Origin of the sequence: Pseudomonas proteolytica (assembly GCF_007858275.1) — a bacterium.
In the GTDB taxonomy this organism is placed as follows: Bacteria; Pseudomonadota; Gammaproteobacteria; order Pseudomonadales; family Pseudomonadaceae; genus Aquipseudomonas; species Aquipseudomonas proteolytica.
Map to the genome: position 1 here is coordinate 92,001 of NZ_VFEV01000020.1, position 22,395 is coordinate 114,395.

The following is a 22,395-nucleotide window of genomic DNA, read 5'->3' on the forward strand; positions in this document are numbered from 1 at the left end:
TTATCCCAGCCAGCTCGGCGCCAGGATTTCGGCGGTGCCTGCCCATTCGTTGCCGCTGTTGGCATCCTTCACCAGGAGCTTGCGCGCAGCGCCTTCCAGCGGGGACGGCACCACCAACAGGCCGGGGTTTACGCCGAGTGGGCGACCACCGTCAGCATGGAAACCCTTCATCGCTGCACGCGCTGCGGCGTAGTTCTCTGCGTTGAGGGGTGCCTTTGAGCAGAACGCGAACTGCCAGAAACCGAAACCGACGTTCGCACGAGCATCGACGCCATAGCGGTATTCATCGCGCATAAAGACATTTTCGTCGTCCATGCTGGTCATGGCTTTGAGGTCATACTTACGGCGCAGTTGGAAGATGATGGGCTTGATCGCCCGGCTGACATCGAGCAGATACCAGGCTGGGCCTTCACCGTCCTGGTAGTTGCTGACGGAGATTGCAGTGCCGGTGCCGTCAGTGTTCGGGTAGACCGGATGATCGGTGTCGAAGAAGTTCTGGCCGTCATAGCACAGGGTGGTCAAGCCAGCTTTCAACAGACTGAACACCAACTCGTCCGGGTGCGCAGTAGACGCCCGGCCCATCTCGGCAAACAACGGCTTATAGACGCCGATCTGGTCATCTTCGATGGCGTCACGCGGCACGCCCACGGACGACTCATACTTCTTGTTGGTGATCGAATAGCTGTGCGCCGCCATGTTTTTGAGAACACGGTCGCCGATCCACTCGCGAAAGTTCGGGAACTGCCCCAACCAACCATAGGTGTTGCTGGCCGACGTCGACGGCACGGTCGTGGCAATGCGCGCCCAATCGGTCGGCGTGGCTGCCTGGGCATTTTGGAACTCGGCCCGGTACGCGGTGAACAACGCGGCCAAGGTGCCAGAAGTAATGATCATGAATCGCTTCCTTTATATAGAGGGCGTTACGCCTTGCCCTTGATGAAGTCCGCTTCGCTCATGTCCAGCAGCTTGGCGACGTGTTGCTCTTCGGAGTTGAGCGCAGTGGTGGTTTTATCGTGCTTGCGCTCGTCCAGGTTGGAGGGGGCAGCAACGACTGGCGCCGCGTCCACGAATGCCTTAAAACGCGCCAAACCGGTTTCGTCCTGGCAAGCGGCGCGGTGATAGTCGGCCGTTGCCGGGGTTATTTTTCCGGCCTGGGTGGCCGAGGTGATCAGCGCATCAACTTGCTTGTTGTGTTCGGTTTTCTTCTGATCGGCCAAGGCTTGCTCGGCATTGGTGGCTCGTAGCAAAACGCTGTCGTAGTCCGCCCGTGGCATGAACTGCTCAAGGTTGGGTTTTTCGGTGTTCGTCGCTTGCGCGGTTGCTTTGAGTTGAGCCGTGGCCGCAAGGGCCTGTTCTTCGGTCGCCGTAGCAGGCAGGCCGAGTGCAGTCAGAAGCGCAGGTGAAAGCGTCACAGGCGTGACCTCCGTGTTTTCTTGATTGAGGGCGGTCAGCAGGAAGTTGGGTTTATTCGTCAGGCCCGCGCTGACCAGGCGAGCAATACGGGTGGTGTCGGGATCGAAGTCAAAGACGGGGGAAAGAAAGCGGTACTCGCGGTTGATGACTTGCTCGGAGGCACGAGGGGTCCAATCGACCAAGCCCCACAGGGCGCCGTTACGCAGCTCCAATTGCTTGATCCAGCCAGCCGCTGGTGCGGACTCGCCCTTGCTGGCGCGGTGCTGGGTGGCGTGTTCCCAGTCAATGGGCAGGTCAATAGCGCGACCGTGGAAACTGGACTGGACCAACGTCCCGGCTTGTTCGTCGAACAGCCATTGCCGACCATCGCGGCCGGTGACGTTGGGACCAGGGGGGATTAGTTCGACCCACTCCGGGGCCTTGCCGTCAGAGACGGTGGCGGAAAGGTCGGTGTTTAGTGCGAGTTGGGTTTTCATGCCGCCAGTGTGTGAGAACTGGCGGCATGAGTGAGTATCAGCGGGGTTTAAGACTTTCGGGAGAAGGAGTAGCTAAAAGCTACTCCTTGAAAAAGGAAAATGGTTTGAGTTTTCTAAGAAGTCTCATGCGCAATGACTTAATTCTCTTCTCTAGAAAAGATGCGCCAACTGTTAACTCGCTCCGCAATCTTGAATGCTTGACCCAAGCGTCATTGGTAAGCAGATGACTGAGCATTCTTAGTGTTTGTGGGTCATATCGTGGATAAAATCTAAGTTCGAAGATTACCGCGCATTGCCGGTCAACATACATTATGTCGCCTAGATCTTGAGGTTTCACCAGGTCGCGTATTAGTCCGTGGTATGTCTCAAATTCTCGTAGGCGCGCTTCTCGACCCTTCTCAAAAACATACCGGCCAACACCCCACATGAAAGTAACGGCGGCGCCGAACATCCCCAATGGAACCACATTGTCTTTCAGAAGCGTAAAAAACGCCTCAAGGGTGAACCACTCCATTTTACCTTCCTTGCTTAGCTATTTGCTGCGAAGGCGTCATTCTATACACGACCCGGAAAAATCGTCTCACTGTCATAGCCTGTACATGGGGCCTCCAGCCAATCTAACGCAGGTCTAACGCACAATCGCCCCACCACAAGCGGCGGATGTACCCGTGAGACGAGTTCGCCTCGCCTGTGGGATTTGGCGGGATCAGTCTGTTACTGGCTCCAACAGGTACTCTTGAATGATCAATAGCACCTCTGTTTCGTCGTCTGCCGAAAGGCCCAGATACTCCCGCGCCGGGATGTCACCCCAGGGAATAGACTGACCTTTACCTGTCTTACCTGACGCTCCTTTCCTCTGCCCAAACTGGTGGACCGCGCCATAGGGACGGTCTGTACCGAAGGCCAGCTCCGTGCTGGTGACTTGTTTGCGCAGCGTGTCCTGGAGCGTGCCTTTCTCTCGCAGGATTCCGGGGCCTTTCTTTCTGGCGAGGGTGACGGGCGAGAGTGGCGCCCAGGGCGAGCCATCCGGGGCCACCTTCTGTCTAAACCGCTCATCGGTGGATATCTGAAGGTATTCACCTATGTCATTGAGCGGGGTTGTCAGGTCGCCCAGGCGGTCGGCCAAATCGTCCAGGACCTTGCCGACCTGGCTGGTATCTAAGGTGACATCGAGCATTGCACCTGCCACGGTTCTCTCCTACTATCAGTACATCCCATCGGATGAGCAGCCCCTGTCAGGGCCTCCATGCCTACATCCGGGGCGGCCCCGGCGTGACAGCGTCGGGGCTTTTTATTGGGGGCGGCGATACAACCTAACGCCGAGGCGCAGATCATCCAGGTAGTCTTCGCTGTCAGCAACAAAGCCCGTTACGCCATCCCAGCCATCATCGCCTACTTCAAACACAGCAAGCGCAGGTGCTGGGTTGCCCTCGACTTCAAAGCGCGCAAGGTAACGGCGGCGAACTACCGCTTTTTGCTGTGCATAGAGCCATTCCAAGCGAACCCAAATTTCATCAGGTTCTCGCAATGCCTGAGCAACAAGAAGTAGCGTGCGCTCGCGGCCACGCTTTTGTACCTTCAAGGCCCCTGTGCGCTTGACTGTGAACATATCGCGACCAATCACCACAGAGTCACCGGTCACATCCTTGAACAATGCTGGCGCGCTTTGTTTGGCACCGAACTCGGCCAGGAAGCGATCCACGTATACATCGTCGGTCAAACCCGATGGCAGCAACTGACTGGCAGGAACGGAGCGTGGTGCTGGCAGTGCATCGCTAGCGCGGCGATTAGGCAGGCCTGCCGCGTGAGCGCTGGCGGGCTTGCCCTCAATTTCAGGCAGTGGATCATGTGCCCGCAAAGGAGGGACCGCGCCGGAAAGTTTCGACTGACCTGGTGCATATTCGAAGCCTGGGTCAATTCCCTTTGGCACACGAACAGTTCGCGGTCCTTCGGGGCTGTTCTTGCCAATGACCCTGTCTTCCCACTCGATGGCGGGCGCCGAGCCAACTGTAAGCCCCATCCGCTCTACATCTCTGGCTGAGACCATGAACTTTTTGCACTTGCAGCCCCAACCATTTTGCGGGGTATGGGTTGCCCACCACGGATCATCAAGCGGGAGGGTTGTACCGTTCCAGGACAAGTGCATCGGCCGAGGGTGAGCGCTGTCGCCGTGGCGATAAACAGCATATGGGCGACGCTTGCGCAGTTCAGGATCAGCCATCTGCGCTTCGCGCCCGGCGTTATAGGACTGCCGCAAGTTTGTTTCCCAAATGACATTAGTGCGCCATCCACGACCGCCGTTGTACTGCCAGCCATGTTTGCCGACTACCTGGTCGAAATCTTTTCTGAACTGTTCCAGGGTGGTTCCGCTGGCGATAGACTTCTCTACAGCGCCCCGCAAGTCGGTCAGCAGATCTCTTTTTACTGCACCGGCTACAACAAAGGCATAGTCATGTTCAGTGGTATAGATATCCGTCCAGGAGCGAGTTGGCAGATTAACTTTGTTGCGGAAGTAGTCGATCTGCTCTTTGAATGGCAATGAGCCATGAGAGACGGCCACTGTTATAACCCTCTCAAAATATCATTACGTCCAGCCAAACTAGCCGCCATCATTCCATCGGCCATGGCGTCGGCCAGTTGATTGGTGGTCATAGTTGGATAGGTCTCTATCAACCTATCCCGGAACTCTTCCAGGCTGCTGACGGAGTCGAGCAGCTCCTTGACCTGGTCGACCATATCATCCAGATATGTCCCGGCTGTTCGCTCCAACGTCTGCACCTGGTTGTCCACGATGTCCGGTATCGCTATCGGTTTTTTGGGCACTTGCTCGCTATTGGTCGCCTGCGCCAGTACTGGTGCAGCGACTGGCGCAGCTATACCGAGCAGATCGGCACCTGCGGCCGGTGCCGGGATATTGAGCTTGTCGCGTATAACTGATTGCTCGGCCTTCAAACCTAGAGGCACCAGTTCCTTTAGCGCCTCGATCAGGATTTTGGTGTTTTCTGGCTTCGGTACATCAATGATTAACCGGGGATATGGCCGACCAGGTGCAAAGTTCAGTTCGCACCAGGGCCGCACAAAGTAGCGGTTCAAAGTGTTCGATTCGGCCTTGGCGTCAGCTTGCAACAGATCCAGGCGGACTTCGTTATGGATCGTTGCCTGGGCCTGGCTAGAGCCGTCATCGGTGGACATGGTCTGGCCGACCACCGCTTTGCTGATCTGCTTGTCCCACCACTCGGCGAGGCCTTTAAAGAAGTCGCCTGCGCCGGTTACGTTCGCCGCCTGGGTGAAGTCGATACGCATGCTGTCCGGGATCACCGCTGCTGCATCGCTGCCCAGGTTGGCTACGGCTGACATCAGGGTATTGATATCGTCTTTGCTCGCGCCTGGACCATAGCGGCCCACACGCATAGGCATGCCGAAGATATCCGCGAAGCCCATCCAGTCCTTCCAGGTCCAGGCTTTGCACATGTAGCCAACCGCCGCCAAACGCGCCAGACCACCCCTGATCGGCAAGCCCGAACGGATGCGCGGCAGGTGGACAATGAACTTGTACGGCGTCAAGGCAATGCCATTGACCATATCGGCCTCATCGAGCAGGCGCAGCTCCCGGCCGGTGTCGCGGTCGAACTGGAAAAACCGCTGATCCCGTGGTTCAAAGCGCGATGGGTTCCAGGTCTTGCCGCTACGGTCCCACATGATTTCGGAGACGGCATAGCCCTTGCCCATGGCATCGGTGAGGTCGGCTTGCAGTTCCCCGAACTCTGGAGACTCCACAATTTCCTTGAGTTGGTCGGCGCGCCTTACGTCCTCGGCGTCGTCGCTGGCAGCTTCTACCCGGATAGCAAGGCCAGACACCGCCAACTTACGTGTGCCTAACACCGAGGCGTAATGCAGATCCCGTTCTTCCATCTCCTCGGCAAGGGTCAGGTAGTCATGGGCCGACCCTTCGGCGGCGGCTTGCAGGATGGCGGCAAGACGACCAGGCGTCAGACCGCTGGCTACCGACTGGTGCCAAACTTGGCGAATGCCGGTGGTGCGGGCTGCGGCCAGTTCTTCGGTGAGCTTGTCGTATTGGATCGGGCGACCGTATTGGTCCACGATTTTGGATTGAGCCATTACCAAATGCCTTTAGTGGAGCGCCAGCCGGCGCCGATCTGGATCTCGCGATCATGCTGGGACGCGGGCAGGACTCGGTGATATTCGATGATCTCGACTTCCTGGCGAGAGGCGTAGTCGGCCAACACAGCAGCGATACCCGCGTCGCCATGGCGCTTGGGGCCGGACTTTTCGCCTTTCTCGTTGGTGCGCTTTTCTGGAATACGGGCCACGCCCTTGACCATCCGAAAGGCGCGCACGTCGCTAACCACGTCCTTGTCGGCCGGGATGTCGTAGAAGGTGTCGTCTTCAAGGGCAGCCTTGAACGGCGGCATGTTGTCGCGATACCAACCTTCGGTGAGCATCACCCGCTCAATACGGTTAAAACCGAACTCAACGGCAGTGTCTTCCGATAATTGCGAACCGTTGCCTCTGGCGTCATCGGCGCCATTGAGGAAATTGGGTAAGCGACGAATGATGTAAAACTTGATTTGCAGTTGCTGCTTGAATGGGACGTTACGCAGCTCAACCACAAAGGGTGTGCGTTTGCGTAGGTTCTGTTCCTTGAGCAACGGCCAGAAGACTGAGAGGTCGCCAGAGCGTCCGAAGTCCATACCGTAAAAACTTTGCACGTCCAGTGGAATGGCTGACAGAAGCGGGAGCAAATGCTCTTCGCACCATTCCAGGGACTCGGCCAGGCGCAGATGTTCAGCGATGGTTTCATAACCCTGCGGATAGGCCAGGCGCAGAACCGGCACGTTACGGTTACTACGCTGCTCGACCAGGGCCATACTGAGAAAGGCACCGCCGCCTTGGGACGGCACGCAGTCCAGTTCCTCGTCGGCTGCATCGCCGTAGAATCCGTATACATCCTTCACCCAGGCAAGTTCGTCCTCAAGCCTGTACTCAATTCCCTTACGCAAGCAGACACGTTTGTACAGCCCGTCAGCTACCGCTTCACCGAACGTGCAGCGGAACACTTCGCCATTGCGCTTGCCTGCCCGAATCTCGTTGACCAGGTCATTAAAGGGATTTTCGGTTCCATCGTGGGTGCTGATCACATGGACTTCACCACCCCAAATCAGAAGAGCCATGGCCGCTTTCAGCAACTCGGCCAAGTCCGCATGGAATGCAGCTTCGTCGATCACCACAACACCCTGGCGGCCGCGCAGGTTGGATGGTCGGCTGGTCAGCGCCACGATGCGGTGGCCGCTGGGAAACGCGATGGTGTAGGTTTTGATGTGTTTGTCGGGGTCGCTATCGGGCCAAATGCCTTCTTCTATTTGCTCGGCCGCGTAGTTGTAGGCCCGCGCCCACATGGCGCAGGCCTGGATATATTCGACTGTCATGTCCTGGTTGTAGCCCAGGTAGTAGACCGTCTGGCCGCCCGCCGATTTTTCTGAGGCTGCCACCAGGACGTTATCTGCTGCTTCGGCCCAGGTGAGGCCAATACGCCGGGACTTCTCGCCCACCTTGAGCGGGGCGCGGATACCGATCCATTCCTTCTGATAGTCGAGTAGCACGGCCGGTGCGAGCAAGGTGGCGGTGCTGTCCAGGATAAGGGGGAGGCTCACGATGCCATCCCCAGAATCTCGCGGCGGATTTCGTCGGCCGTTGCCTGAGTCATCCCACCTTTCTTGGCAATTTTATCAACGCGAGCCGCTGCTGTTTCGACCTTCTCCCGCCACTCGGCTTGCCATTTCTTCTGCACCACCGAAGCCTTGCCCAGCTCGGCCACAGCTTTGGCTACCTTCGGCAAGTCCATCTGATCACCATCAGTCATCAGCAATTTGAATAGGTGCTCCTGGACCAGGCGCATCAACGCTTCGTTGACCGCGCCTTCTTCATCCGGCGCAGCGGCCACCACGGCGCGAGCCTGTTCGCTTGCCATTTTCAAGGCCGAGAGTTTGGACTCGAAGTCCTGACCATAACGATGCAGCGCAGACTTGCTGATTGAAAAACCCTGGGTCGACAGCTCGTTAGCCAGGGCTTCGTAATCGCTGAAGTTGTTTTCGGCCAAGGCTTTGTCGAGCCAGTTTTTAACTGACTTGGGCAGACTGGCGACTTTGCTGCGCGGGGGCATGGCGTCAGCTCCAGTATTTTTCTGGGCGGGCAATACCAGGATTGCAGTCGATGGTGTACTCGGCCACGTCGACACCGTAGTGGGTCAATCCGCAGATCCACGCACCGCTAGACTGTTTCTTCAGGGTTGTCAGGCTGCGGTCGGCCAGGTAGTCCAGTTCGCGCCGTAGTTCCAGGCTGGTGGCATCGGGGAAGATGCCCTGGATGGTCGACAGCACCACCGCTTCGTGGGGGTCAACGGGGCGCGATGTGTTGAGGGTAAGGATGATGTACCAACGCAGGGATTCCCGGCGGGCCTTGGCTGGATCAATGTTCATGGGCGTAGTCCTTTGAGCTGAACGTTTTCTAACTTGAGTGCCAGGCCGTCGAGCTTGGCTTCGATAATGGATTGATTGCGTGCCCAGTCTTCTCGGCGGACGTAGTGCAAAGGCATCTCGCCACGCAGGCGCTCCATGCCGATCTCCATCTCGCGCAGGCGCTCACTGTCCTTGTCCACCACGGCAAAGCGTTGATCCAGGCGCCGTTCCATTTGCACCAGGAGCATTTTCATAACGCCGACAAATGCGCCGAGGATGGTCACGGCGATACTGATCATTTGCCACACCGGCATTTCGAGTGTCGCCATTAGTGCTTGCTCCTTTCGCGACGGGTTTGGCACTGCGCGCAACGCTGCACACCGGGGATGGCTTGGCGCCGTTCTTCGGGTATCGGCATGTCGCAATCAGCCACCTGGCAGAACTCGGCCGAGGGGCCGATCAAAATTTCTTGCTGTGCCAAATGAGTCGCTAAAGCGCTTTCGTTGTGCAGGGCTTCCAGGACGCTGGCGTAGTCACTTGCTTTCATTGCGGGTCCAATTGATCAGGTCTTTGAGCTGCGCCCGGCAGATTCCATACAGCTCGCCATTGCGTACCTGGTTGGTCAGGAGTTGTTCCTGGGTGACGCCTGAGTCGAGGTCGTCAGCGTTTCCGGTTCCGCTGGCAGGCGCAGGAGTTCGGCCGGAGCCGTTCGGGGTTGGCATTGCGGAACTGGGGGTAATACCGTTTGCGGCGTTCCACACGCGGACAAAGCCAGTAGTGAACACAGCAGCAGGCAGTGGCTCAGGCTTCGCATCCAAGGCGCGGCGATAGAGTTTGGTAACACGGGCAACATCTCCTGTGAGTCGGTCAGTGGTCTGACGCAGGGTTTCTTTGGTGTCTGCAAGCTGGCTAACCAGTTGATTATTTTTGCCTTGCTCGATGCGTAGCCGCGCCAGATCTGCATCGGCGGCGAGCTGCTTTTCCACGGCGTGTTCTTTACGCAGAACCTCTACAGCGGTTTCCCCTTCGGACTTAGCCAGGCTGTAGCCTTCGTCGTAGCCGTCCTGGCGGTTCAAGTGAAAGCCGTACACCACGACGCTGATAACAGCCACGTACCAGAGCAGCGGCTTGACCAGGTCAAACAGGCTTTTCATTGGCAGACCCCCTGGCCCCAGCCATCAGCGACATACAGGGCTTCCCAGCGCAGGAGGATCAGGCGCGGGTATTGGCGGTTTTCCTTGAATGCAGCGGCCGAGCGGCCGTTGTTGAACCGCTCGACAGAGTTGAACCAGGTCAGCGGATCGGCCCCTTTAGCCGATGCCAACTTGCGATCTTTGATGACCCAGCCCAAACCGCCGTTGTAGGCAGAAAGGATCAGCGCCCCTTGTTCGCAGGGGCCACGCGCCTGGATGCGGTTCGCCAGCCAACGGTCATAGCTGACAAGCGCTTGCATGGACCAAACCGGGTTATACGGCTCGACCTTGCCAAGGGCTTTGGGGAACAGCCCTGCGAGCCAGGTGGCGGTCGAGGGCATCACTTGGCCCAAGCCTTGCGCACCGACGGGCGACCGGGCGTCGAACCTCCAGCGGCTTTCCTGGTGGATCTGGGCGGCGAAGGTGGACACCGGGGCGTCCAAGCCCCATTCGGCTTGGGCGATACGGGTTAGGTCGCGGCGGTAGCGTTCGGCCTGGTCTGGGATTTCGGCTCTGGCTGTTGAGCAAGCGCTCACAACTACGAGCAATACCAGGCAAGCCGCCGCAAGGTTGAGTAGATGTTGTCGCATCGTTAAAGCCCCAGCGTCAGGCCAAGGACGCAGCCCAGTACGACCAGGGCGCGGCGGATGCCCGCCATGGGGCGGTCGCAAGCGGGGACCGTATCTGGTCGTGCATAGGGGAACAGAGCCCGGTCGAGCCAATAGCCCAACACACAACCCAGTGTGACCAGGCCACATTTATAGAGGACAACGGGCAATTTGGTTGGGGCGACAATTGCCAGACAGAACAGCAAGGCGATGGTGATCAACGCCCAAAAGGTCATGCGAGGCGTGCGGGGTTTCCGTTTCGATACGGTGCTAGTCATTGGGATACTCGCGGTGAATGCATGGTGGCACGCAGTGCGGCCAGTTGTTGAGCGGCCACAGAGGCATTGCCGCGCACGTAGGTGGGGGCTTGGTATTCGGCAAAGGTTGGTGTGATGGTTCTTACAGGGGGGCGTAACTTTTCCTGTTCCCGGACGTGTTGCTCGGTGCGGGCTTCGGCTTGTGAGATATGCGACTGCACCAACTCCCGCCAGTCGGCCGGAACCTTGGCCCACAGCACCGCACGCGCTGCATCATCACCTGCGGCTTGAATAAGCTGGGCGAACTGGCGCGGCCGTTGGGGCCGGGAAACTTTGGGGGGAGCGGAATGCATAGCGCGAACCTGCCGTTGAGGGAACGGTGCCAGCTTCGCGTATAGAAGGTATTGGTTGAGTATCAGCGGGGTTTAAGAAAAACCCCGCTCGGTGGCGGGGATGGAGACTTACGAACTGCGAATTTTCTTCATAAAAGCAATGTCCTCATCGGATACGCCTTCTTTCTTTCTTTCCGCCTCCCACTCCGCTTCTGTCTGCTCTTTAACTGGTTCAGCGCGTGTCAGATCTGGATTTGCAATCTCAGCATCACAACTCAGTGAGTCTTCTTTCCAGACTCTATTTGAATAATCAATCTCATGCTGTGTAGGTGGCTTGCTAAGGCAAGCACCATTAATGAAAGACACATTGAGAAGCATCTGTCTGCAACTGGAATGAACAAATCGAGCACTGTACGTCAAATTATTTGTCGGTTGCTCTTTAAGTCGTTCGTTAATCACCTGCATGACAGCAGACTGTTTTTGCCTGTCTTTTATCATGCACGCCTGTTGAGCATGAGCCCGTAGGACATTTGCAAACTCACGATTTTCTAAAGCCTCTGTAGTCGCTTGTTCAATTGAAACGCTTCCCGGATTAGCGGCAAGGCAGCATCCGGTAAAGCCGATGAGCAATGCCATAGTGCTGATTGCGGCTAGTCCTTTCATCAGTGCATCGTCCCTTCGTCAAATCCAAATAGGTCAGGCTCGTTCTTGCGATGCAGCGCCCGTTGTCGGCGAATGATGTCATAAATGGTCTGGTTCGCAAGGTCGTACTTGCTGACCAGGTCCGGGATCTTAATGTCGTTATCCTTCCAGTCCCGATAAATCATGGCATCGCGTAGCGCCCGTTTGAGTGCATCCCCGCGTGGCAAGTACACCACTCGCCCCCCCATCACGGAGCAAATCGCAAAAACAACATGCCGAGCCAATTCCGCGGCTTCCACACCCGGTTTGATCTCGACCAGGAGCTTGGCCTCGGCGATTTCCACCATTTCACGCAATGAGCCCTCCCAGCGGGATATAACCGTAGGGTCTTGCATGTTCGCCAGTACTTTCTTGGCGTCCAGTTGATCAATGTCATCCGGGAACAGTTCTTCGTTCATCGCTCAGGCCTCCCGTGTCGGCGGGCATCGTAGGTCAATGCCGCAACCAGTTTTTGCAGTTGTCCAGGGTCGAGCCATTCAACGCGCTCAACCTTGAACATGCGCAAGGCCATACCATCGGCATACGCCCAGGAGCGTTTCGCCTCGGCGAGAAAGGCCTTAATTTTACCCACCAGCTTCTCCCGGTCTGGCGCAGGTTTCGGCGTTTTGCGGCCATGCTTTTTAGCCGGTGCTGACGCCCAGCCCAACCGGGCGAACTCGGCTAGTACTGCGCCGGTCTGGCGTGGAGTCAGGTCTTTGGCCGAACGCACACCAGCCACACGGACCAGTAAGGCGCGGTAGGTTTCGTCATCTAGCCCCAGATCTTTTTTGGCGATATGGATTTTGCTCAGTTGCATGTTTCGCGTGCTCATTGTCTTCCTCCTTTGATCAGGGCCTGGAACGCGGCCGGGTCGTTTCGGGACAGTGCGGCGACACCATGAATAGCCATGGTGAGCGCATGTTCTGTTTCATCGAACGCCCCGGCGCTGCGGATCTGTTCCACTTCGCTCCTGGTGCCGCTATAGATTTCCATCTTGAGTTTGCTAGCGCCCATAGCCAGGCGCTTATCCTTGTCGCGCTTGCGCTGGGCGCGTTTACGCTCGCGAGCCAGGCGGGTTTTGCGCTGTGTGGGTGATTCGTCTGTCATGGGTGGCTGCTCATCAGTACCGGACAACCACGTCCGGCAGACCGCCCCAGCAAGTCGGGACGGTTTCGCTTAGTGCAGGGCAAGCTGTTCCTGACCGTTAACCCCATGGTTTAAGCGCACATCACCCGCTGCAAGAATGCCGTGCAGGGCGTCGGTCATCGCACGCACGCCATTGCCCTTGCTGGCGTTGCGGTCGCGACAGCCGAGCTTTTCCGTTTCTGCGTGATGCTTGAGCATGTACGCCGAAGTCGCCGGGGATGGTTCATCGTTACCGGCAAAAGCCATGACCTGCTTTCGTACCGCCGATACCCAGGCCGCACAGAACACGTCGGCGCGCTTCGTCTTGGTCGCGGTCTTGCAACGCTTCAACTGAGTGTTGATAAAGTCGCGTCGAGACTGCCGAACCTGGCGCAGCAATAGCGTCATGGTGTAGCTGGCCAACTCCGCCAGTTCGCCGATAAAACGCCACTCACCGATACCAGCCATGAACAGGACTTTGCAGGCGTAGGCTTGAGTAACGGCTCCAACCAGGTTGGCTTCCCATTGCGGCGGGGTCATCTTTGAACCACTACGGGCGGCACATTCGTAGACTTCGGATAGCTGGATATCCGATTCTTCTAAGCGATACTTTTCCATCAAGGCACGGGCCTGGCGCATGGCAGCGGCGGCTTCGTGCGGGTTGTCGCTTGCTGCCAGGCGCAGCAGTTTTTTGATCTTGTCTAAGGCTTTGCTGTGATCCATGTCTTCCTCGGCTGCTCATCAGTACCAGGCAACCACGCCTGGCAGACCGCCCCCAGCAAGCCGGGACGGTTTCGCTTATTGAAGGGTCGTGGTGCTCGGTTGCCAGCGGCAGGCAGGAATGGCACCCAACATCTTTTCGCTGGCGACCAGGTCGAATAGCTTGTTGGAAAGTCGCACGGCTTCCGTCTGCCGGGGTGCGCCCAGGGGGCTGGTCGGTACGCCTGTCATATCGACGGTGACGGAGGGCTTGCCGTTGCCTTCGGTGCGGTCCTCCAGGGTGATTGTGATCTTTGCCATGGGGCTTCCTATCGTTGAGTGTGGAAATTGATGTGGTAGTCGCGAGCCACCTGGCGCACGTACTTTTCGGTCATGTGGTGCTTACGTGCGATCCACTTGGGTGAGTTGCCCAGTGCTGCATCTGCCATGATCAACGTGGCGTGCTTGCGGGTATCCGGCACGACTTCCTCAAGCTCGGCAGATACAGAGGGCGAAGTTGCGGCCACAGAGACAAACAAGTGGGCATAGACCGGTGTCCGCTCTGGGTTAATAGTGAAGGTCGCAGGGGCGCTGCTCATCTGGTGGCCTACCTTCTGAATTTTTCCGCCGCGTCCCAAAAATTGCTCAGTCAGGCGGTCGAGGTTGGCGCGTTCAACATCGTGTTGCGGCGAGTGAATGGGCAGAGGATCGCTGCGGGTGTCGTGATAGCGCTGCATGGTCAGGCCCCCGATGCTCTGAAACCTGATTGGTTGCGTTTACCCAGCCACTGGATAAAGCGCGCCACGGCGGTCATACCTTCACGCGGGTTTTGTGCCTCAGGAACACCGGGAACAAAGAGCGTTTCGTTGTCCAGTCGAGATAATCGAGCGCACGCGGTGAGGATGTCGCGGACCATTTTTTCTTCGCCGGTGGCTAGCGCAATGGCACCCTCTGGGAGGGTGACGCCGAAGTCGATATGGCCGGATGAAAAACAATAGGCGGTGATGGTTTTTTTCATTTCAAACTCCCGCGATATCGAGGCTGATAGCTTCGTACTGGTCAGTATCACCAACACGCTGATACACACGGATGTAGGACTTGGAGCCAACCACCTGACAGGCGTCACCAATGGCCTGCATGGCGCTCTGCCAGCGTTCATCTGTGATTTCCATACGGCGCAACGCCAACACACGGGCCGTGCGAATGTCGCCTTTCTGGTCAGTCCGAAAGGCGTCATTCACCAGCGTGACAATTTCGGGGCGTGCCCCGGTGGTCCAGTCGCGTAGGCATTCATCAATCAATGCCCGCGCTGCCTGGAGGCGTTCGTCGAAGGCGATGCTTTCCTGGACGGCGCGCATGATCTTGTAGCGACCATCAAAACTAATCAGGCTGACATTGCCCTTCTTGCCGCCGATCTGAGCCCCGTACTGCTCGGCGCTCAACTCGACGAAGGCTTCGATATCGCCAAATGCCGCCGCTTTGAACTGCGACAGTACGGCGCTGGCTGCTCGGGCTTTTTCAACCAGTGCGAGAACCAGGGCGTCACGTTCCAGGTCGATAGGCTTGATCAGAATTTCGGGAATCAGCCGCTTTTGAGCGTCAACGCGGTAGCCTTCGGGAATGGTTTGTTGTTGTGTCATTGCAAGGTTCCTCAGTGGAGAGTCGGGCGCGACCAGTCAGCAGGACGGGCGGCGCTAATGGGTTCGCGCCATTCCAGGGTCACGCCCTGAAACTGCACGTTGTAACGAGTGCTGCCGGCCGTGCCGTGGCGTTGGTAGCCGTCGGTATGGCCGAGGTTGATCAGGCGCTGACCTGATTCGGGAGTGATCACCAGGAGATTGTTTGCAGGGTGAAACGCCTGCACGCGGATGCCATGCGCCTGCAAATTGCGGGCGGCGGCGTTAAACACCCGCAGACGGTCTGCCAGGGTCGGGGTCAGGACTTTCAATGGCGTGCGGTTAGTGGAGGCGAGCATGGGCGTTCTCCTGGTTGCAGCAGTCGGGGTTGATTGGGCAGTGTTGGCAGGCGCGCCAGTGCTGCATCGCCTGCGGGTTGTGAGTCGGTGCCGGTTTTTCGCGGTAGCTTTGGCACTGGTCAGAGGTGATGGTCTCGTCCAGAGCGACGCATTCAATACGGCCCAGGGTTTCCATCACACGCCGCTCCACGCCCGCAGTGCTGGGGGATGCGTAGCGGTTGGATAGAATCAGACTGACGGCCGTGCGGCTCATACCAATGCGCTGGCTGGCCTTGGTTTTGTTGGTGGCTGCGACCTCGGCGGCAAGCAGGCGCACGAACAGCGGCGCTTCGCTACCCCAAGCGGACAGGTTGACGTTCATAGGTCAGCCTCCGCAGGTGCAGGCTGACGGAACACGACCTTGCCCAGGTTCGGGTCAAACACCTGCCCGATTTTCTGAATCATCGGCGGACGGGGTCCGGTGTATTTGCCAGGGGCCAAGCGATAGCGAGCCTTTTGTTTCTGGCTGCCGGGCTGAACCTCAATCACATAGCCCGCACGCTTGAGCCAAACCAGATAAGAGCCAGCGGTTGAGACAGTTGTCGGCGTTACGGTTGAGGCCTGGGCCGCTAACTCGTTGGCGTCCAGTTCCCCAAGAATGCGCAGCGTGCGCCACATTGCTTCGGTGCCTTTGCCCGAATTGCTTGGTTTGCCTTCCTTGGTGAGGGAAGGGGCTTCAGCACCTACGTCCTTGATCAACCGCAGTGTTTGCGCTTTAAACAGCTCACCGGAAACTACCTCGACAAAGTCACCACGTATCAGCGACTGCACGTAGGTATTGACGACAGTTCGGTCTGTTTTGGAACGCTGGGTAATTTCGGCAATTTTGAAGCCGTCACGGCCTGCACGGATGGCTTCCCAGATGCGCTGGCGATTGCTTTTGCTGCCGCGCATTTCCAGATCAATGGATTTACGACCACGACCGCCAGCCATCACGCGCCCCTCCGTACAGGAGCCTCGCCGGTAAACCAGCCCCGTGAGCCCCAGCCAGCGAGGTCGATGCTGTCGATGCACATGGCTTGGGTTTCGCTATAAACCTTGTAGAGATTGACAGCGACACGACGCAGGCAGCCGCGCACCTTGACGCGCAGATCTTCCAGCAGGTCATCGGCAAAACTCAGTTTCGGATAGCTGGCCTGGGCCAGGGCGCGCAGATCGTCGAGGGTCGCGGGTTGAGCGGGCACCCACTCCAACACCCGGTTATGCAGGCGCTCCAGTTTGGCCAGGCTACCCGGCACACGTTCTTCCCCGATCAGCACAATGGTGCCCTGACTGGCGTTATAGATGTCGGTCAACACGTTGGCGACGGCCTTTTCCAGCAGGTATTGCACGTCGTCTATTAGCAGGGGGCGACCACTGCGGGACAGTTGCTCGGCAACCTGATCAACCATCACCGACAGAGTCAGACCAGGTGCGATACCCATCTCGCGCAGGATGGCTTGCAGAAAGGCTTTTTTGCTCCAGGTGTCGCGACACTCGACGTAATAGGCACGGTGCTGGTTGGCTGCGAAGGCCGCACCAACGCTTTTACCCAGCCCACTCGCGCCATACATCACCACTAGCCCAGGCAACCCCGCAGGGCGTGCATGGGCACGGGCAATGGCGGCAGACAACAGGCCGACATTTGTCAGGGGAACAATCTTGGTAACACTCATAATTCGACTCCTAAAGGTCTTGGGTTAAGCGCGGGCCTGGTCGGCGAACGCGAACATTTGCTGAATGGATTTGAAGTCCGGGTGTTGCGGGTAGCGGGCATGCCACTGCATTTCCTCGGCCGTCGGCGATTCGCCGCTAGTGATGCGGCCATCGATCAGGAGCCAGAGGCGGTATCGGGCGGTTGGGTCGGCTGGCAATTCAAAGGCCGAGGCCTGCGGTGCAGCCAATTGAGCGAAGCGCTGGGCCTCGGCGAGTTGGTCAGGCGACAGGTCGTACTGGCTCGACTGCGAAGCAATGACGCGCATTTCCACGTCTTGCCCGGTAATGGTTTTGGCTTTTTTGACCAAGCGGGACAACTGGCCGCGCTCGCGCTTCTCGCTGGCTTTTTCCAGCATTGTTTTCGGCATGGCAGGGCTAGCGTTGCCGTCGAGCAGCGCCTCGCCGATCAGATCGCCCTCCAGGGAGTGGACCCAAACACGGCTGGCGTCACGGAAGTCATAGGCCACGCGGACCTGTTCCCCGTGGAAACCGTCCAGGTCTTTAAGGAAGTAGGTGCCGCTGTTCCATTGCACCTGGCAACGGTGAACGGTGCGCTCGACCTGTGGCCGGGTCAGGCTCTCGACGATGTTGCTGTCAGCCAACAATGGTTCCCAGCCCTCGGCCTCTGCCGACTTCCAAGACTCCATTGGGCTTTGGTGGCGCTTGCGCATGGTCGCAAGGTCGCGGAATTTCGGCAGACCGCGATGTGGGCGGCGGTTGTAGTCATCGAGTGCTTCTTGCAGGGCCGCGAAGAACACCGAAAATTCAGGCACAACTGTCGGCGCGATACCCAGGGCGAGCTGTTTACGGGACAGCTTGTGGGTCTTGGTAGCGGCCTCTTTATCCATGTCGGCGCCGATGTAACTGTCGAACGTCTTGGCGAGCCGAACCAGAATGGTTTTATGGGGGCGCTCAATTACGCCGCGAGCCTGGGAGTTGTAGGGCAGCGAGTGCGTGATAGTGCCGCCCAGGCGGTCGTTGACCTCATAAACAACGGCGTTGTCAAAGCCGCTGCCGTTGTCCACGTAAAACACCTTGTACATGCCGCAACGACTTACGCCGTCACGTAAGGTGTCCAATGTGGCTAGGGTTGACTCGGCCAGGTTGACGGAGAAACCGACGATACGGCGGGTGCCCCAATCAATGACCATGGTGATTTCCGGGCGGAAAATCTGCCCCGTCAATGGATTGATCACTTCGGCGTCAAAGGTGTGGCCGTCAGCCACCCACACGTCATTCGGCCAGAGCATGTCGGCCTGACGGCGGTTATAGGCTTTTAAGGCGTTCAGTTCGTGCGGACCCATGCGCCCATGCTCACGCACCGACGGGCTGAGTTTTTTCAGCCAGCGGCGTACCGCGTGAATGCTGGGGCAAACACTGGAATTGATGTTCTGGTGCAATTGCTTGAACTGTTCATAAGCGGCTTCAACGCTTGGTTTCTGCGGGCGTTGGTAGTGCTTGAGGAATGCTTGCGCCCAGGACGGGACGCTCATGTCTTTTTGACGACGGGCCGGAGCCAGGCCTATTTCGCCGTGGGCGCGGTAGTCCGCCAGCCAACGCTTGAGGGTGCGCTCAGACAGGGTGCGGTCTTCGGTCTTGCGGTCGTTGGCGCGGATTACTCGGTCATTCAGATACGGACTGAGGTCGCCGGTTTTCGCCAACCCAACCAGGGTAAGAATGGCGCGGTTTTGGCTGACTACCTTGCTCATGCGTTCGATTTCACGCACGAACGCAAGGCGCGCAGTCATTACAGAAGACTGTGAGTCGTTCAAGCGTGACGCTTTTTCTGAGTCACGCCCGGCTATTACTATGTGTGAATCAACTGCTGGCTCAGGTGTATTACTGACGACAGCCGCTGTTATGAGCGCAGCTTGGGTTTCCTTCGGCAAGACAGCAAATGCATATTCAGTGGCCTTGCTGCCAAGACGTCGCTGACCTTCCCAGCACTCACGCAAGGCAAGCTTACGGATACCCTGCACCGTGCCTGGCATGCTGGGCAGCCCAGCCAGCTCTTGGGGCGAGTACCAACTACGCATGGTCGTCACCGAGCATTTTTTTCAGGTCACGGACTTTTCGCGTTGCATCGTGCGCCACGCGCGATAGCCGTCCGATCTCCGCGTCCAAAGCCTCGCGTCCGTATGCAACACGGCCACCGCGCAGGTGTACCTGCCAATTAGTCAGGACATGGCTTGCACAAACTTCTTCCAGCAACGCTGCTCTATATAGAGGAAGGTTGTGATCTGTACGGGCAGGACTCGACCAAGCGTCTAACATGTTCTTACTTACGTCGTCGCCAGAGAGGCGGGACATGCGAGCCGCAATCTCATAGCGGTCTAGATCAGACTCTTTGAGGACTTCGCTCACAAGCTCGCTGACCTGAGCGCCGTAGTTGCCAAGGCCTGGTATAGAAAGCACAGGCTGCGGAACAGAGAAGATGTCTAAGGTTCTGTCGTCTTTTTGGTTACGCATGTTCAGGCACTCCTTGCCGCTTTACAGTGTCCAACCGGCTGTAGTCCGGTATCCTTGCTGTAGGAAGTGTTTACTTCTGCACGGCTAGGTCGCTGCCGGTGCGGAGTGCCATCAGCGTTCCAGCGCTCCGGCCAAATGTCCGCAGGCTCTAGGCTCAGGACGATGGCAAGTGAGCGTTCAATGCGCGGATATGGGGTGTTTTTGGCGTTACGGATTGCGCGGTCGGTTACGTCTAGCTGGCGCGCAAGCTCAGCCATGGACGTGCCACGAACACGGAGTTGATATTTGATCCACTCCCATCTGCTGGCAGGGTCGGTGGGCATGACGATATCGCTCATAGTTTTGAACCATCTTCACGGGTGGTTTTTTTGGGACGTCTAACGTCCTGTTGCGGATAAACATATCTCGAAAACAGGATTCGGTAAACTGTTTTCGAGAGTTTCTATTCCCTTTTTCGGTTTCCGATCCCGAAAAATAGATTTAGAGCATAGGATTCAATGCCTTACGACGAAAAGAAACAAAAGAAACTCGCTGGAAAAGATGTTTCTTTTCCATATTCGGGATTGGAAACTCGAATTGCGGCTGTTGCCGACCTTTACGAGTCTCGAAAACAGGCTGCGCTGACAGCCGATGCCGCGCTGTCTTCACTCCAGCGCTGGATCGCAGGCGAAGGTATGCCCGCGTTTGACTCCGTAGCGTTGCTGGCTACCGCCAAGGGCGTCTCTCTGGACTGGATTGCTACGGGCAAGGGGGAGATGTTTGTGGGGGCGGCCAAAAAGGAGGCTGTGGCAGACACTGAGGGTGTCTATTCTCACGTACCGCTTTACGACGCCCGCTGTAGTGCGGGCCATGGCTCTTGGACCGACGGGACTAAGGTGCTCACGCACCTGGCTTTCACGACGTACTCACTGCGTAAGAAGGGCCTTGAGCCATCTAAGCTGTCAGCTATCCGTGTGGATGGTGATTCAATGGAAGGGCTGTTAAGCGATGGCGACACCGTCATGATTGACCATGGCCGCAATTCGCTTGAGGGTGAGGCGGTCTACGTGATTCGTCTCGATGACCACCTCTACGCAAAGCGCCTGCAACGGCAGTTTGACGGTTCGGTTAGCATCATCAGTCAGAACAAGGAATACCAGCCAATGGTCGTCCCCAAGGAACGCTTGGGAGACCTGGAAATAATCGGCCGTGTGGTATGGGCTGGTGGCTGGATCTAAGTAATGCACCTATGTCAAAGAGCCCGCTAAATCTGGGCTCTATGACTAATTTCGATTGTTTACCCGCTTGCATTGCTTTGGCACCGTTTTTTCTGGTTTGCAGGACCATCCTTGCCTGCAACGTCCCGGTTTGCCTGGCTTGTCACGAGTTGTCCTGTTTTATCCAGCTTCTTCCCACCAGATCCTCCCCAGTGCCAAAGCTGCCACTAACCCACAGAAGGCTGCGCAACCGCACCGATGCGCCTGTAAACGCGCTTGGTGATCTCCTGCTCCGAGTGCCCGAGAAGGAGGCTGGCGTCTGCGATATCTGTAATTTCGGATGCCGCCTTCGGTCGGATATCCTTGAACTGAAACTGTTGGATCTTCTCCGCGTCATCAACTCGTCCCTCACTGGCGGCCAAAGAGCGAGCAGCTTCTCGGGCGTCGTCCCACCGGTTACGCAGCATTTGTTGAGACACGCGCATCCCCGTTCTGCTGAGGATGAAGTGCTGCGAGTTGTGCTGGCTGTTCCTGGCAATGATGTCCTCAATGAGTAGGCCGAGGGTGTTCTTCACACCGCCTGCCTGCATTTGAATCCTGAGACGCTTGCCTGTTTTTCCCTGCTGCACGGTTAGGTAATCCCCCTCGATATCCCCCCGCCTCATTGCGATTACGTCTGCCGGGCGCTGGCCGGTCAGATAGGCCAAGTCCATCGCGTCCCTAAGCTCTTGTGGAGCCTTGCCATACACAGCGGTCCAAACCATTTCATTGGCGTAGTAGTCGCGGACCTTCTCTTTATTCTTCCGGACACCGGCGCAAGGGTTTTCCCGATCCGTAAAGCCCCATTCTCGGGCCATGTTGTAGACGTGGGAGAGCAGGGCGATCTCTCTGTTTGCCCTAGTCTTCGCCGTTCTGGCGTCCCGGTACTGCGCAACCATGGAAGGGGTGATTGCATCGATGGGCGCCCCCTCGAACCCTTTGCGTAGGTGCTTGAGCTCTGCCTTGTTGTCTTTCTGCGTCCGCGGCGCTTTCTTCGGGATGATGTCCCGCTCGTACCTGTCAAAAATTCCCTTCATGATCTTCAGGTCTGCCGGCTTTGCCTTGGACTCAAGTTCGGCCCACTTGAGCCTGGCTTTGTCCAAATCTCCACCGAGAGACAATTCCTTTCCATTTGCATCTCGGTAGTAATAGCCGACCCACGCTGTACCGTTCTTGCGTGGGCGCTTGCGCCGAACCATCCCGGGGGGCAAGTCCCTATTCTCTGTCTTGCGGGGGCGCATATCAGTTCACTCTTGAAAAGTCTGGCGTCCAAGCCGGTCGTGCCGGAGGCGGATTGTTCTCGACTATGCTGGGGCTGACCATGCCCAGCTTCATGCGCGCGAACATGCGGCCCACCAGGGGGCGACCACCACGGCTTTCGACGTAGACCCAGTTGCGGTCTTTGAGCCACTTTCGTTGGTGGGCTCGGTGTTTGTAACCGGTCAGGTCGGCGAGCTCGTCGTCCGACAGGATCTCTGCCTCCATTACTACCTCCCGCCGCCCGCTGTAGGCCGCGCTGTCTTGATGATGTGGATGATGAAACCGAAGGTGAGCAGCATCCAGGCGACGGTGCCGGCGAATGCTGCGATCAGGGGTTGTTCGGTACCGGTGGAGAGCAGCTCCGGCACCTGCCAGAAAAACCAGAAGGTGGACCCCGCCACGTACAACACGATGGCTGTCAAGAGCAGGGTGAGTTTCGTTGCGTACATGGGGTGTCCTTGC

35 protein-coding genes and 2 other RNA genes are annotated in these 22,395 nt (G+C 57.6%); 1 reads left to right on the top strand and 36 read right to left on the bottom strand.

What is annotated here, in order from left to right:
* The 33 genes from FIV38_RS16120 to FIV38_RS16280 form a co-directional block, all read right to left on the bottom strand.
* The gene (locus FIV38_RS16120; protein WP_092235882.1) at positions 1–894 is read right to left on the bottom strand and encodes a Mu-like prophage major head subunit gpT family protein; all 894 of its coding nucleotides are present in this window, start codon (positions 892–894) and stop codon (positions 1–3) included.
* Positions 895–920: 26 nt separating this feature from the next.
* Positions 921–1,889, bottom strand: coding sequence for a phage protease (locus FIV38_RS16125; RefSeq protein WP_092235884.1), 969 nt, complete (start codon positions 1,887–1,889; stop codon positions 921–923).
* 79 nt (positions 1,890–1,968) lie between these two features.
* The gene (locus FIV38_RS16130) at positions 1,969–2,403 is read right to left on the bottom strand and encodes a hypothetical protein (RefSeq protein WP_092235887.1); all 435 of its coding nucleotides are present in this window, start codon (positions 2,401–2,403) and stop codon (positions 1,969–1,971) included.
* Positions 2,404–2,595: 192 nt separating this feature from the next.
* Complete coding sequence (locus FIV38_RS16135) at positions 2,596–3,078, bottom strand: phage virion morphogenesis protein (protein WP_092235890.1); 483 nt, start codon at positions 3,076–3,078, stop codon at positions 2,596–2,598.
* 102 nt (positions 3,079–3,180) lie between these two features.
* Complete coding sequence (locus tag FIV38_RS16140; RefSeq protein ID WP_092235893.1) at positions 3,181–4,449, bottom strand: PBECR2 nuclease fold domain-containing protein; 1,269 nt, start codon at positions 4,447–4,449, stop codon at positions 3,181–3,183.
* A 2-nt stretch (positions 4,450–4,451) separates the two neighbouring features.
* The gene (locus FIV38_RS16145) at positions 4,452–6,008 is read right to left on the bottom strand and encodes a DUF935 domain-containing protein (RefSeq protein ID WP_092235896.1); all 1,557 of its coding nucleotides are present in this window, start codon (positions 6,006–6,008) and stop codon (positions 4,452–4,454) included.
* Positions 6,008–7,561 carry a hypothetical protein gene (locus tag FIV38_RS16150; RefSeq protein ID WP_092235899.1) on the bottom strand — a complete coding sequence of 518 codons (1,554 nt, stop codon included), beginning with the start codon at positions 7,559–7,561 and terminating at the stop codon, positions 6,008–6,010. Before FIV38_RS16150 ends, FIV38_RS16145 begins: the two co-directional genes overlap by 1 nt.
* Positions 7,558–8,070 carry a DUF3486 family protein gene (locus tag FIV38_RS16155; RefSeq protein WP_092235901.1) on the bottom strand — a complete coding sequence of 171 codons (513 nt, stop codon included), beginning with the start codon at positions 8,068–8,070 and terminating at the stop codon, positions 7,558–7,560. The genes FIV38_RS16150 and FIV38_RS16155 overlap by 4 nt, the downstream gene beginning before the upstream one ends.
* 4 nt (positions 8,071–8,074) lie before the next feature.
* Positions 8,075–8,386: a hypothetical protein gene (locus FIV38_RS16160; protein ID WP_092235904.1), complete on the bottom strand. Its 312-nt coding sequence runs from the start codon at positions 8,384–8,386 to the stop codon at positions 8,075–8,077.
* Positions 8,383–8,694 (bottom strand): hypothetical protein, encoded by a 312-nt coding sequence (locus FIV38_RS16165; protein ID WP_092235906.1) that lies wholly within the window; start codon positions 8,692–8,694, stop codon positions 8,383–8,385. Before FIV38_RS16165 ends, FIV38_RS16160 begins: the two co-directional genes overlap by 4 nt.
* Positions 8,694–8,912, bottom strand: a complete 219-nt coding sequence (locus tag FIV38_RS16170; protein ID WP_092235908.1) for a TraR/DksA C4-type zinc finger protein — start codon at positions 8,910–8,912, stop codon at positions 8,694–8,696. The genes FIV38_RS16165 and FIV38_RS16170 overlap by 1 nt, the downstream gene beginning before the upstream one ends.
* Positions 8,899–9,519: a DNA-packaging protein gene (locus tag FIV38_RS16175; RefSeq protein WP_092235911.1), complete on the bottom strand. Its 621-nt coding sequence runs from the start codon at positions 9,517–9,519 to the stop codon at positions 8,899–8,901. Before FIV38_RS16175 ends, FIV38_RS16170 begins: the two co-directional genes overlap by 14 nt.
* Positions 9,516–10,148: a transglycosylase SLT domain-containing protein gene (locus FIV38_RS16180; protein WP_167362632.1), complete on the bottom strand. Its 633-nt coding sequence runs from the start codon at positions 10,146–10,148 to the stop codon at positions 9,516–9,518. Before FIV38_RS16180 ends, FIV38_RS16175 begins: the two co-directional genes overlap by 4 nt.
* Positions 10,149–10,150: 2 nt before the next feature.
* Complete coding sequence (locus FIV38_RS16185; protein ID WP_338110268.1) at positions 10,151–10,444, bottom strand: putative holin; 294 nt, start codon at positions 10,442–10,444, stop codon at positions 10,151–10,153.
* A complete protein-coding gene (locus FIV38_RS16190; RefSeq protein WP_092235918.1) occupies positions 10,441–10,776 on the bottom strand; it encodes a hypothetical protein in 336 nt (111 codons plus the stop codon). The genes FIV38_RS16185 and FIV38_RS16190 overlap by 4 nt, the downstream gene beginning before the upstream one ends.
* Before the next feature lie 108 nt (positions 10,777–10,884).
* Entirely contained in the window at positions 10,885–11,418 is a 534-nt protein-coding gene (locus tag FIV38_RS16195) for a hypothetical protein (protein WP_092235923.1), read from the bottom strand.
* Positions 11,418–11,855, bottom strand: a complete 438-nt coding sequence (locus tag FIV38_RS16200) for a Mor transcription activator family protein (RefSeq protein ID WP_092235926.1) — start codon at positions 11,853–11,855, stop codon at positions 11,418–11,420. The genes FIV38_RS16195 and FIV38_RS16200 overlap by 1 nt, the downstream gene beginning before the upstream one ends.
* Positions 11,852–12,268: a gp16 family protein gene (locus FIV38_RS16205; RefSeq protein ID WP_092235929.1), complete on the bottom strand. Its 417-nt coding sequence runs from the start codon at positions 12,266–12,268 to the stop codon at positions 11,852–11,854. The genes FIV38_RS16200 and FIV38_RS16205 overlap by 4 nt, the downstream gene beginning before the upstream one ends.
* The gene (locus FIV38_RS16210) at positions 12,265–12,543 is read right to left on the bottom strand and encodes a hypothetical protein (protein WP_092235932.1); all 279 of its coding nucleotides are present in this window, start codon (positions 12,541–12,543) and stop codon (positions 12,265–12,267) included. Before FIV38_RS16210 ends, FIV38_RS16205 begins: the two co-directional genes overlap by 4 nt.
* Positions 12,544–12,614: hammerhead ribozyme type II (locus FIV38_RS16215), an RNA gene on the bottom strand.
* Positions 12,613–13,284 (bottom strand): DUF2786 domain-containing protein, encoded by a 672-nt coding sequence (locus FIV38_RS16220; RefSeq protein ID WP_092235935.1) that lies wholly within the window; start codon positions 13,282–13,284, stop codon positions 12,613–12,615. The genes FIV38_RS16215 and FIV38_RS16220 overlap by 2 nt, the downstream gene beginning before the upstream one ends.
* 5 nt (positions 13,285–13,289) lie before the next feature.
* Positions 13,290–13,361, bottom strand: an RNA gene (locus FIV38_RS16225) — hammerhead ribozyme type II.
* Positions 13,360–13,581 carry a hypothetical protein gene (locus FIV38_RS16230; protein ID WP_092235938.1) on the bottom strand — a complete coding sequence of 74 codons (222 nt, stop codon included), beginning with the start codon at positions 13,579–13,581 and terminating at the stop codon, positions 13,360–13,362. Before FIV38_RS16230 ends, FIV38_RS16225 begins: the two co-directional genes overlap by 2 nt.
* Before the next feature lie 8 nt (positions 13,582–13,589).
* Positions 13,590–13,997 carry a hypothetical protein gene (locus tag FIV38_RS16235; RefSeq protein ID WP_092235941.1) on the bottom strand — a complete coding sequence of 136 codons (408 nt, stop codon included), beginning with the start codon at positions 13,995–13,997 and terminating at the stop codon, positions 13,590–13,592.
* A 2-nt stretch (positions 13,998–13,999) separates the two neighbouring features.
* Positions 14,000–14,278, bottom strand: coding sequence for a host nuclease inhibitor protein (locus FIV38_RS16240; RefSeq protein WP_092235944.1), 279 nt, complete (start codon positions 14,276–14,278; stop codon positions 14,000–14,002).
* Position 14,279: 1 nt separating this feature from the next.
* A complete protein-coding gene (locus FIV38_RS16245) occupies positions 14,280–14,900 on the bottom strand; it encodes a DUF3164 family protein (protein WP_092235947.1) in 621 nt (206 codons plus the stop codon).
* Positions 14,901–14,911: 11 nt separating this feature from the next.
* Positions 14,912–15,235, bottom strand: a complete 324-nt coding sequence (locus FIV38_RS16250; RefSeq protein ID WP_092235950.1) for a hypothetical protein — start codon at positions 15,233–15,235, stop codon at positions 14,912–14,914.
* Entirely contained in the window at positions 15,219–15,596 is a 378-nt protein-coding gene (locus tag FIV38_RS16255; protein ID WP_092235953.1) for a hypothetical protein, read from the bottom strand. The genes FIV38_RS16250 and FIV38_RS16255 overlap by 17 nt, the downstream gene beginning before the upstream one ends.
* Positions 15,593–16,207 (bottom strand): hypothetical protein, encoded by a 615-nt coding sequence (locus tag FIV38_RS16260; protein ID WP_092235956.1) that lies wholly within the window; start codon positions 16,205–16,207, stop codon positions 15,593–15,595. The genes FIV38_RS16255 and FIV38_RS16260 overlap by 4 nt, the downstream gene beginning before the upstream one ends.
* Positions 16,207–16,929, bottom strand: coding sequence for an AAA family ATPase (locus tag FIV38_RS16265; RefSeq protein WP_092235959.1), 723 nt, complete (start codon positions 16,927–16,929; stop codon positions 16,207–16,209). Before FIV38_RS16265 ends, FIV38_RS16260 begins: the two co-directional genes overlap by 1 nt.
* Before the next feature lie 24 nt (positions 16,930–16,953).
* Complete coding sequence (locus tag FIV38_RS16270) at positions 16,954–19,005, bottom strand: Mu transposase C-terminal domain-containing protein (RefSeq protein WP_092235962.1); 2,052 nt, start codon at positions 19,003–19,005, stop codon at positions 16,954–16,956.
* Positions 18,998–19,438, bottom strand: a complete 441-nt coding sequence (locus FIV38_RS16275) for a hypothetical protein (RefSeq protein WP_092235964.1) — start codon at positions 19,436–19,438, stop codon at positions 18,998–19,000. The genes FIV38_RS16270 and FIV38_RS16275 overlap by 8 nt, the downstream gene beginning before the upstream one ends.
* A gap of 2 nt (positions 19,439–19,440) precedes the next feature.
* Positions 19,441–19,776, bottom strand: a complete 336-nt coding sequence (locus FIV38_RS16280; protein WP_092235966.1) for a helix-turn-helix domain-containing protein — start codon at positions 19,774–19,776, stop codon at positions 19,441–19,443.
* 159 nt (positions 19,777–19,935) lie between these two features.
* On the opposite strand from FIV38_RS16280, the gene FIV38_RS16285 reads away from it, so the two are divergent.
* A complete protein-coding gene (locus FIV38_RS16285) occupies positions 19,936–20,655 on the top strand; it encodes a LexA family transcriptional regulator (protein ID WP_092235968.1) in 720 nt (239 codons plus the stop codon).
* 206 nt (positions 20,656–20,861) lie between these two features.
* On the opposite strand, the gene FIV38_RS16290 is transcribed toward FIV38_RS16285, so the two are convergent.
* The 3 genes from FIV38_RS16290 to FIV38_RS16300 all read right to left on the bottom strand — a co-directional run.
* Positions 20,862–21,914, bottom strand: coding sequence for a tyrosine-type recombinase/integrase (locus FIV38_RS16290; protein WP_092235971.1), 1,053 nt, complete (start codon positions 21,912–21,914; stop codon positions 20,862–20,864).
* 1 nt (position 21,915) lies between these two features.
* Complete coding sequence (locus FIV38_RS16295; RefSeq protein ID WP_092235975.1) at positions 21,916–22,158, bottom strand: DUF4224 domain-containing protein; 243 nt, start codon at positions 22,156–22,158, stop codon at positions 21,916–21,918.
* A gap of 2 nt (positions 22,159–22,160) precedes the next feature.
* The coding region (locus FIV38_RS16300; RefSeq protein ID WP_338110269.1) for a hypothetical protein at positions 22,161–22,395 on the bottom strand (235 nt) is incomplete at its 5' end.

Excerpts from the sequence above, each read along its gene's own strand:
- FIV38_RS16230 (WP_092235938.1), bottom strand. The coding sequence starts at position 13,581 with ATGGCAAAGATCACAATCACCCTGGAGGACCGCACCGAAGGCAACGGC.
- FIV38_RS16280 (WP_092235966.1), bottom strand. The coding sequence starts at position 19,776 with ATGAGCGATATCGTCATGCCCACCGACCCTGCCAGCAGATGGGAGTGG.
- FIV38_RS16175 (WP_092235911.1), bottom strand. The coding sequence starts at position 9,519 with ATGAAAAGCCTGTTTGACCTGGTCAAGCCGCTGCTCTGGTACGTGGCT.
- FIV38_RS16170 (WP_092235908.1), bottom strand. The coding sequence starts at position 8,912 with ATGAAAGCAAGTGACTACGCCAGCGTCCTGGAAGCCCTGCACAACGAA.
- FIV38_RS16235 (WP_092235941.1), bottom strand. The coding sequence starts at position 13,997 with ATGCAGCGCTATCACGACACCCGCAGCGATCCTCTGCCCATTCACTCG.
- FIV38_RS16255 (WP_092235953.1), bottom strand. The coding sequence starts at position 15,596 with ATGAACGTCAACCTGTCCGCTTGGGGTAGCGAAGCGCCGCTGTTCGTG.
- FIV38_RS16265 (WP_092235959.1), bottom strand. The coding sequence starts at position 16,929 with ATGAGTGTTACCAAGATTGTTCCCCTGACAAATGTCGGCCTGTTGTCT.
- FIV38_RS16210 (WP_092235932.1), bottom strand. The coding sequence starts at position 12,543 with ATGACAGACGAATCACCCACACAGCGCAAAACCCGCCTGGCTCGCGAG.
- FIV38_RS16205 (WP_092235929.1), bottom strand. The coding sequence starts at position 12,268 with ATGAGCACGCGAAACATGCAACTGAGCAAAATCCATATCGCCAAAAAA.
- FIV38_RS16290 (WP_092235971.1), bottom strand. The coding sequence starts at position 21,914 with ATGCGCCCCCGCAAGACAGAGAATAGGGACTTGCCCCCCGGGATGGTT.
- FIV38_RS16220 (WP_092235935.1), bottom strand. The coding sequence starts at position 13,284 with ATGGATCACAGCAAAGCCTTAGACAAGATCAAAAAACTGCTGCGCCTG.
- FIV38_RS16295 (WP_092235975.1), bottom strand. The coding sequence starts at position 22,158 with ATGGAGGCAGAGATCCTGTCGGACGACGAGCTCGCCGACCTGACCGGT.
- FIV38_RS16275 (WP_092235964.1), bottom strand. The coding sequence starts at position 19,438 with ATGCGTAACCAAAAAGACGACAGAACCTTAGACATCTTCTCTGTTCCG.
- FIV38_RS16160 (WP_092235904.1), bottom strand. The coding sequence starts at position 8,386 with ATGAACATTGATCCAGCCAAGGCCCGCCGGGAATCCCTGCGTTGGTAC.
- FIV38_RS16165 (WP_092235906.1), bottom strand. The coding sequence starts at position 8,694 with ATGGCGACACTCGAAATGCCGGTGTGGCAAATGATCAGTATCGCCGTG.
- FIV38_RS16120 (WP_092235882.1), bottom strand. The coding sequence starts at position 894 with ATGATCATTACTTCTGGCACCTTGGCCGCGTTGTTCACCGCGTACCGG.
- FIV38_RS16200 (WP_092235926.1), bottom strand. The coding sequence starts at position 11,855 with ATGAACGAAGAACTGTTCCCGGATGACATTGATCAACTGGACGCCAAG.
- FIV38_RS16130 (WP_092235887.1), bottom strand. The coding sequence starts at position 2,403 with ATGGAGTGGTTCACCCTTGAGGCGTTTTTTACGCTTCTGAAAGACAAT.
- FIV38_RS16190 (WP_092235918.1), bottom strand. The coding sequence starts at position 10,776 with ATGCATTCCGCTCCCCCCAAAGTTTCCCGGCCCCAACGGCCGCGCCAG.
- FIV38_RS16285 (WP_092235968.1), top strand. The coding sequence starts at position 19,936 with ATGCCTTACGACGAAAAGAAACAAAAGAAACTCGCTGGAAAAGATGTT.
- FIV38_RS16240 (WP_092235944.1), bottom strand. The coding sequence starts at position 14,278 with ATGAAAAAAACCATCACCGCCTATTGTTTTTCATCCGGCCATATCGAC.
- FIV38_RS16270 (WP_092235962.1), bottom strand. The coding sequence starts at position 19,005 with ATGCGTAGTTGGTACTCGCCCCAAGAGCTGGCTGGGCTGCCCAGCATG.
- FIV38_RS16125 (WP_092235884.1), bottom strand. The coding sequence starts at position 1,889 with ATGAAAACCCAACTCGCACTAAACACCGACCTTTCCGCCACCGTCTCT.
- FIV38_RS16250 (WP_092235950.1), bottom strand. The coding sequence starts at position 15,235 with ATGCTCGCCTCCACTAACCGCACGCCATTGAAAGTCCTGACCCCGACC.
- FIV38_RS16155 (WP_092235901.1), bottom strand. The coding sequence starts at position 8,070 with ATGCCCCCGCGCAGCAAAGTCGCCAGTCTGCCCAAGTCAGTTAAAAAC.
- FIV38_RS16260 (WP_092235956.1), bottom strand. The coding sequence starts at position 16,207 with ATGGCTGGCGGTCGTGGTCGTAAATCCATTGATCTGGAAATGCGCGGC.
- FIV38_RS16185 (WP_338110268.1), bottom strand. The coding sequence starts at position 10,444 with ATGACTAGCACCGTATCGAAACGGAAACCCCGCACGCCTCGCATGACC.
- FIV38_RS16245 (WP_092235947.1), bottom strand. The coding sequence starts at position 14,900 with ATGACACAACAACAAACCATTCCCGAAGGCTACCGCGTTGACGCTCAA.
- FIV38_RS16180 (WP_167362632.1), bottom strand. The coding sequence starts at position 10,148 with ATGCGACAACATCTACTCAACCTTGCGGCGGCTTGCCTGGTATTGCTC.
- FIV38_RS16145 (WP_092235896.1), bottom strand. The coding sequence starts at position 6,008 with ATGGCTCAATCCAAAATCGTGGACCAATACGGTCGCCCGATCCAATAC.
- FIV38_RS16195 (WP_092235923.1), bottom strand. The coding sequence starts at position 11,418 with ATGAAAGGACTAGCCGCAATCAGCACTATGGCATTGCTCATCGGCTTT.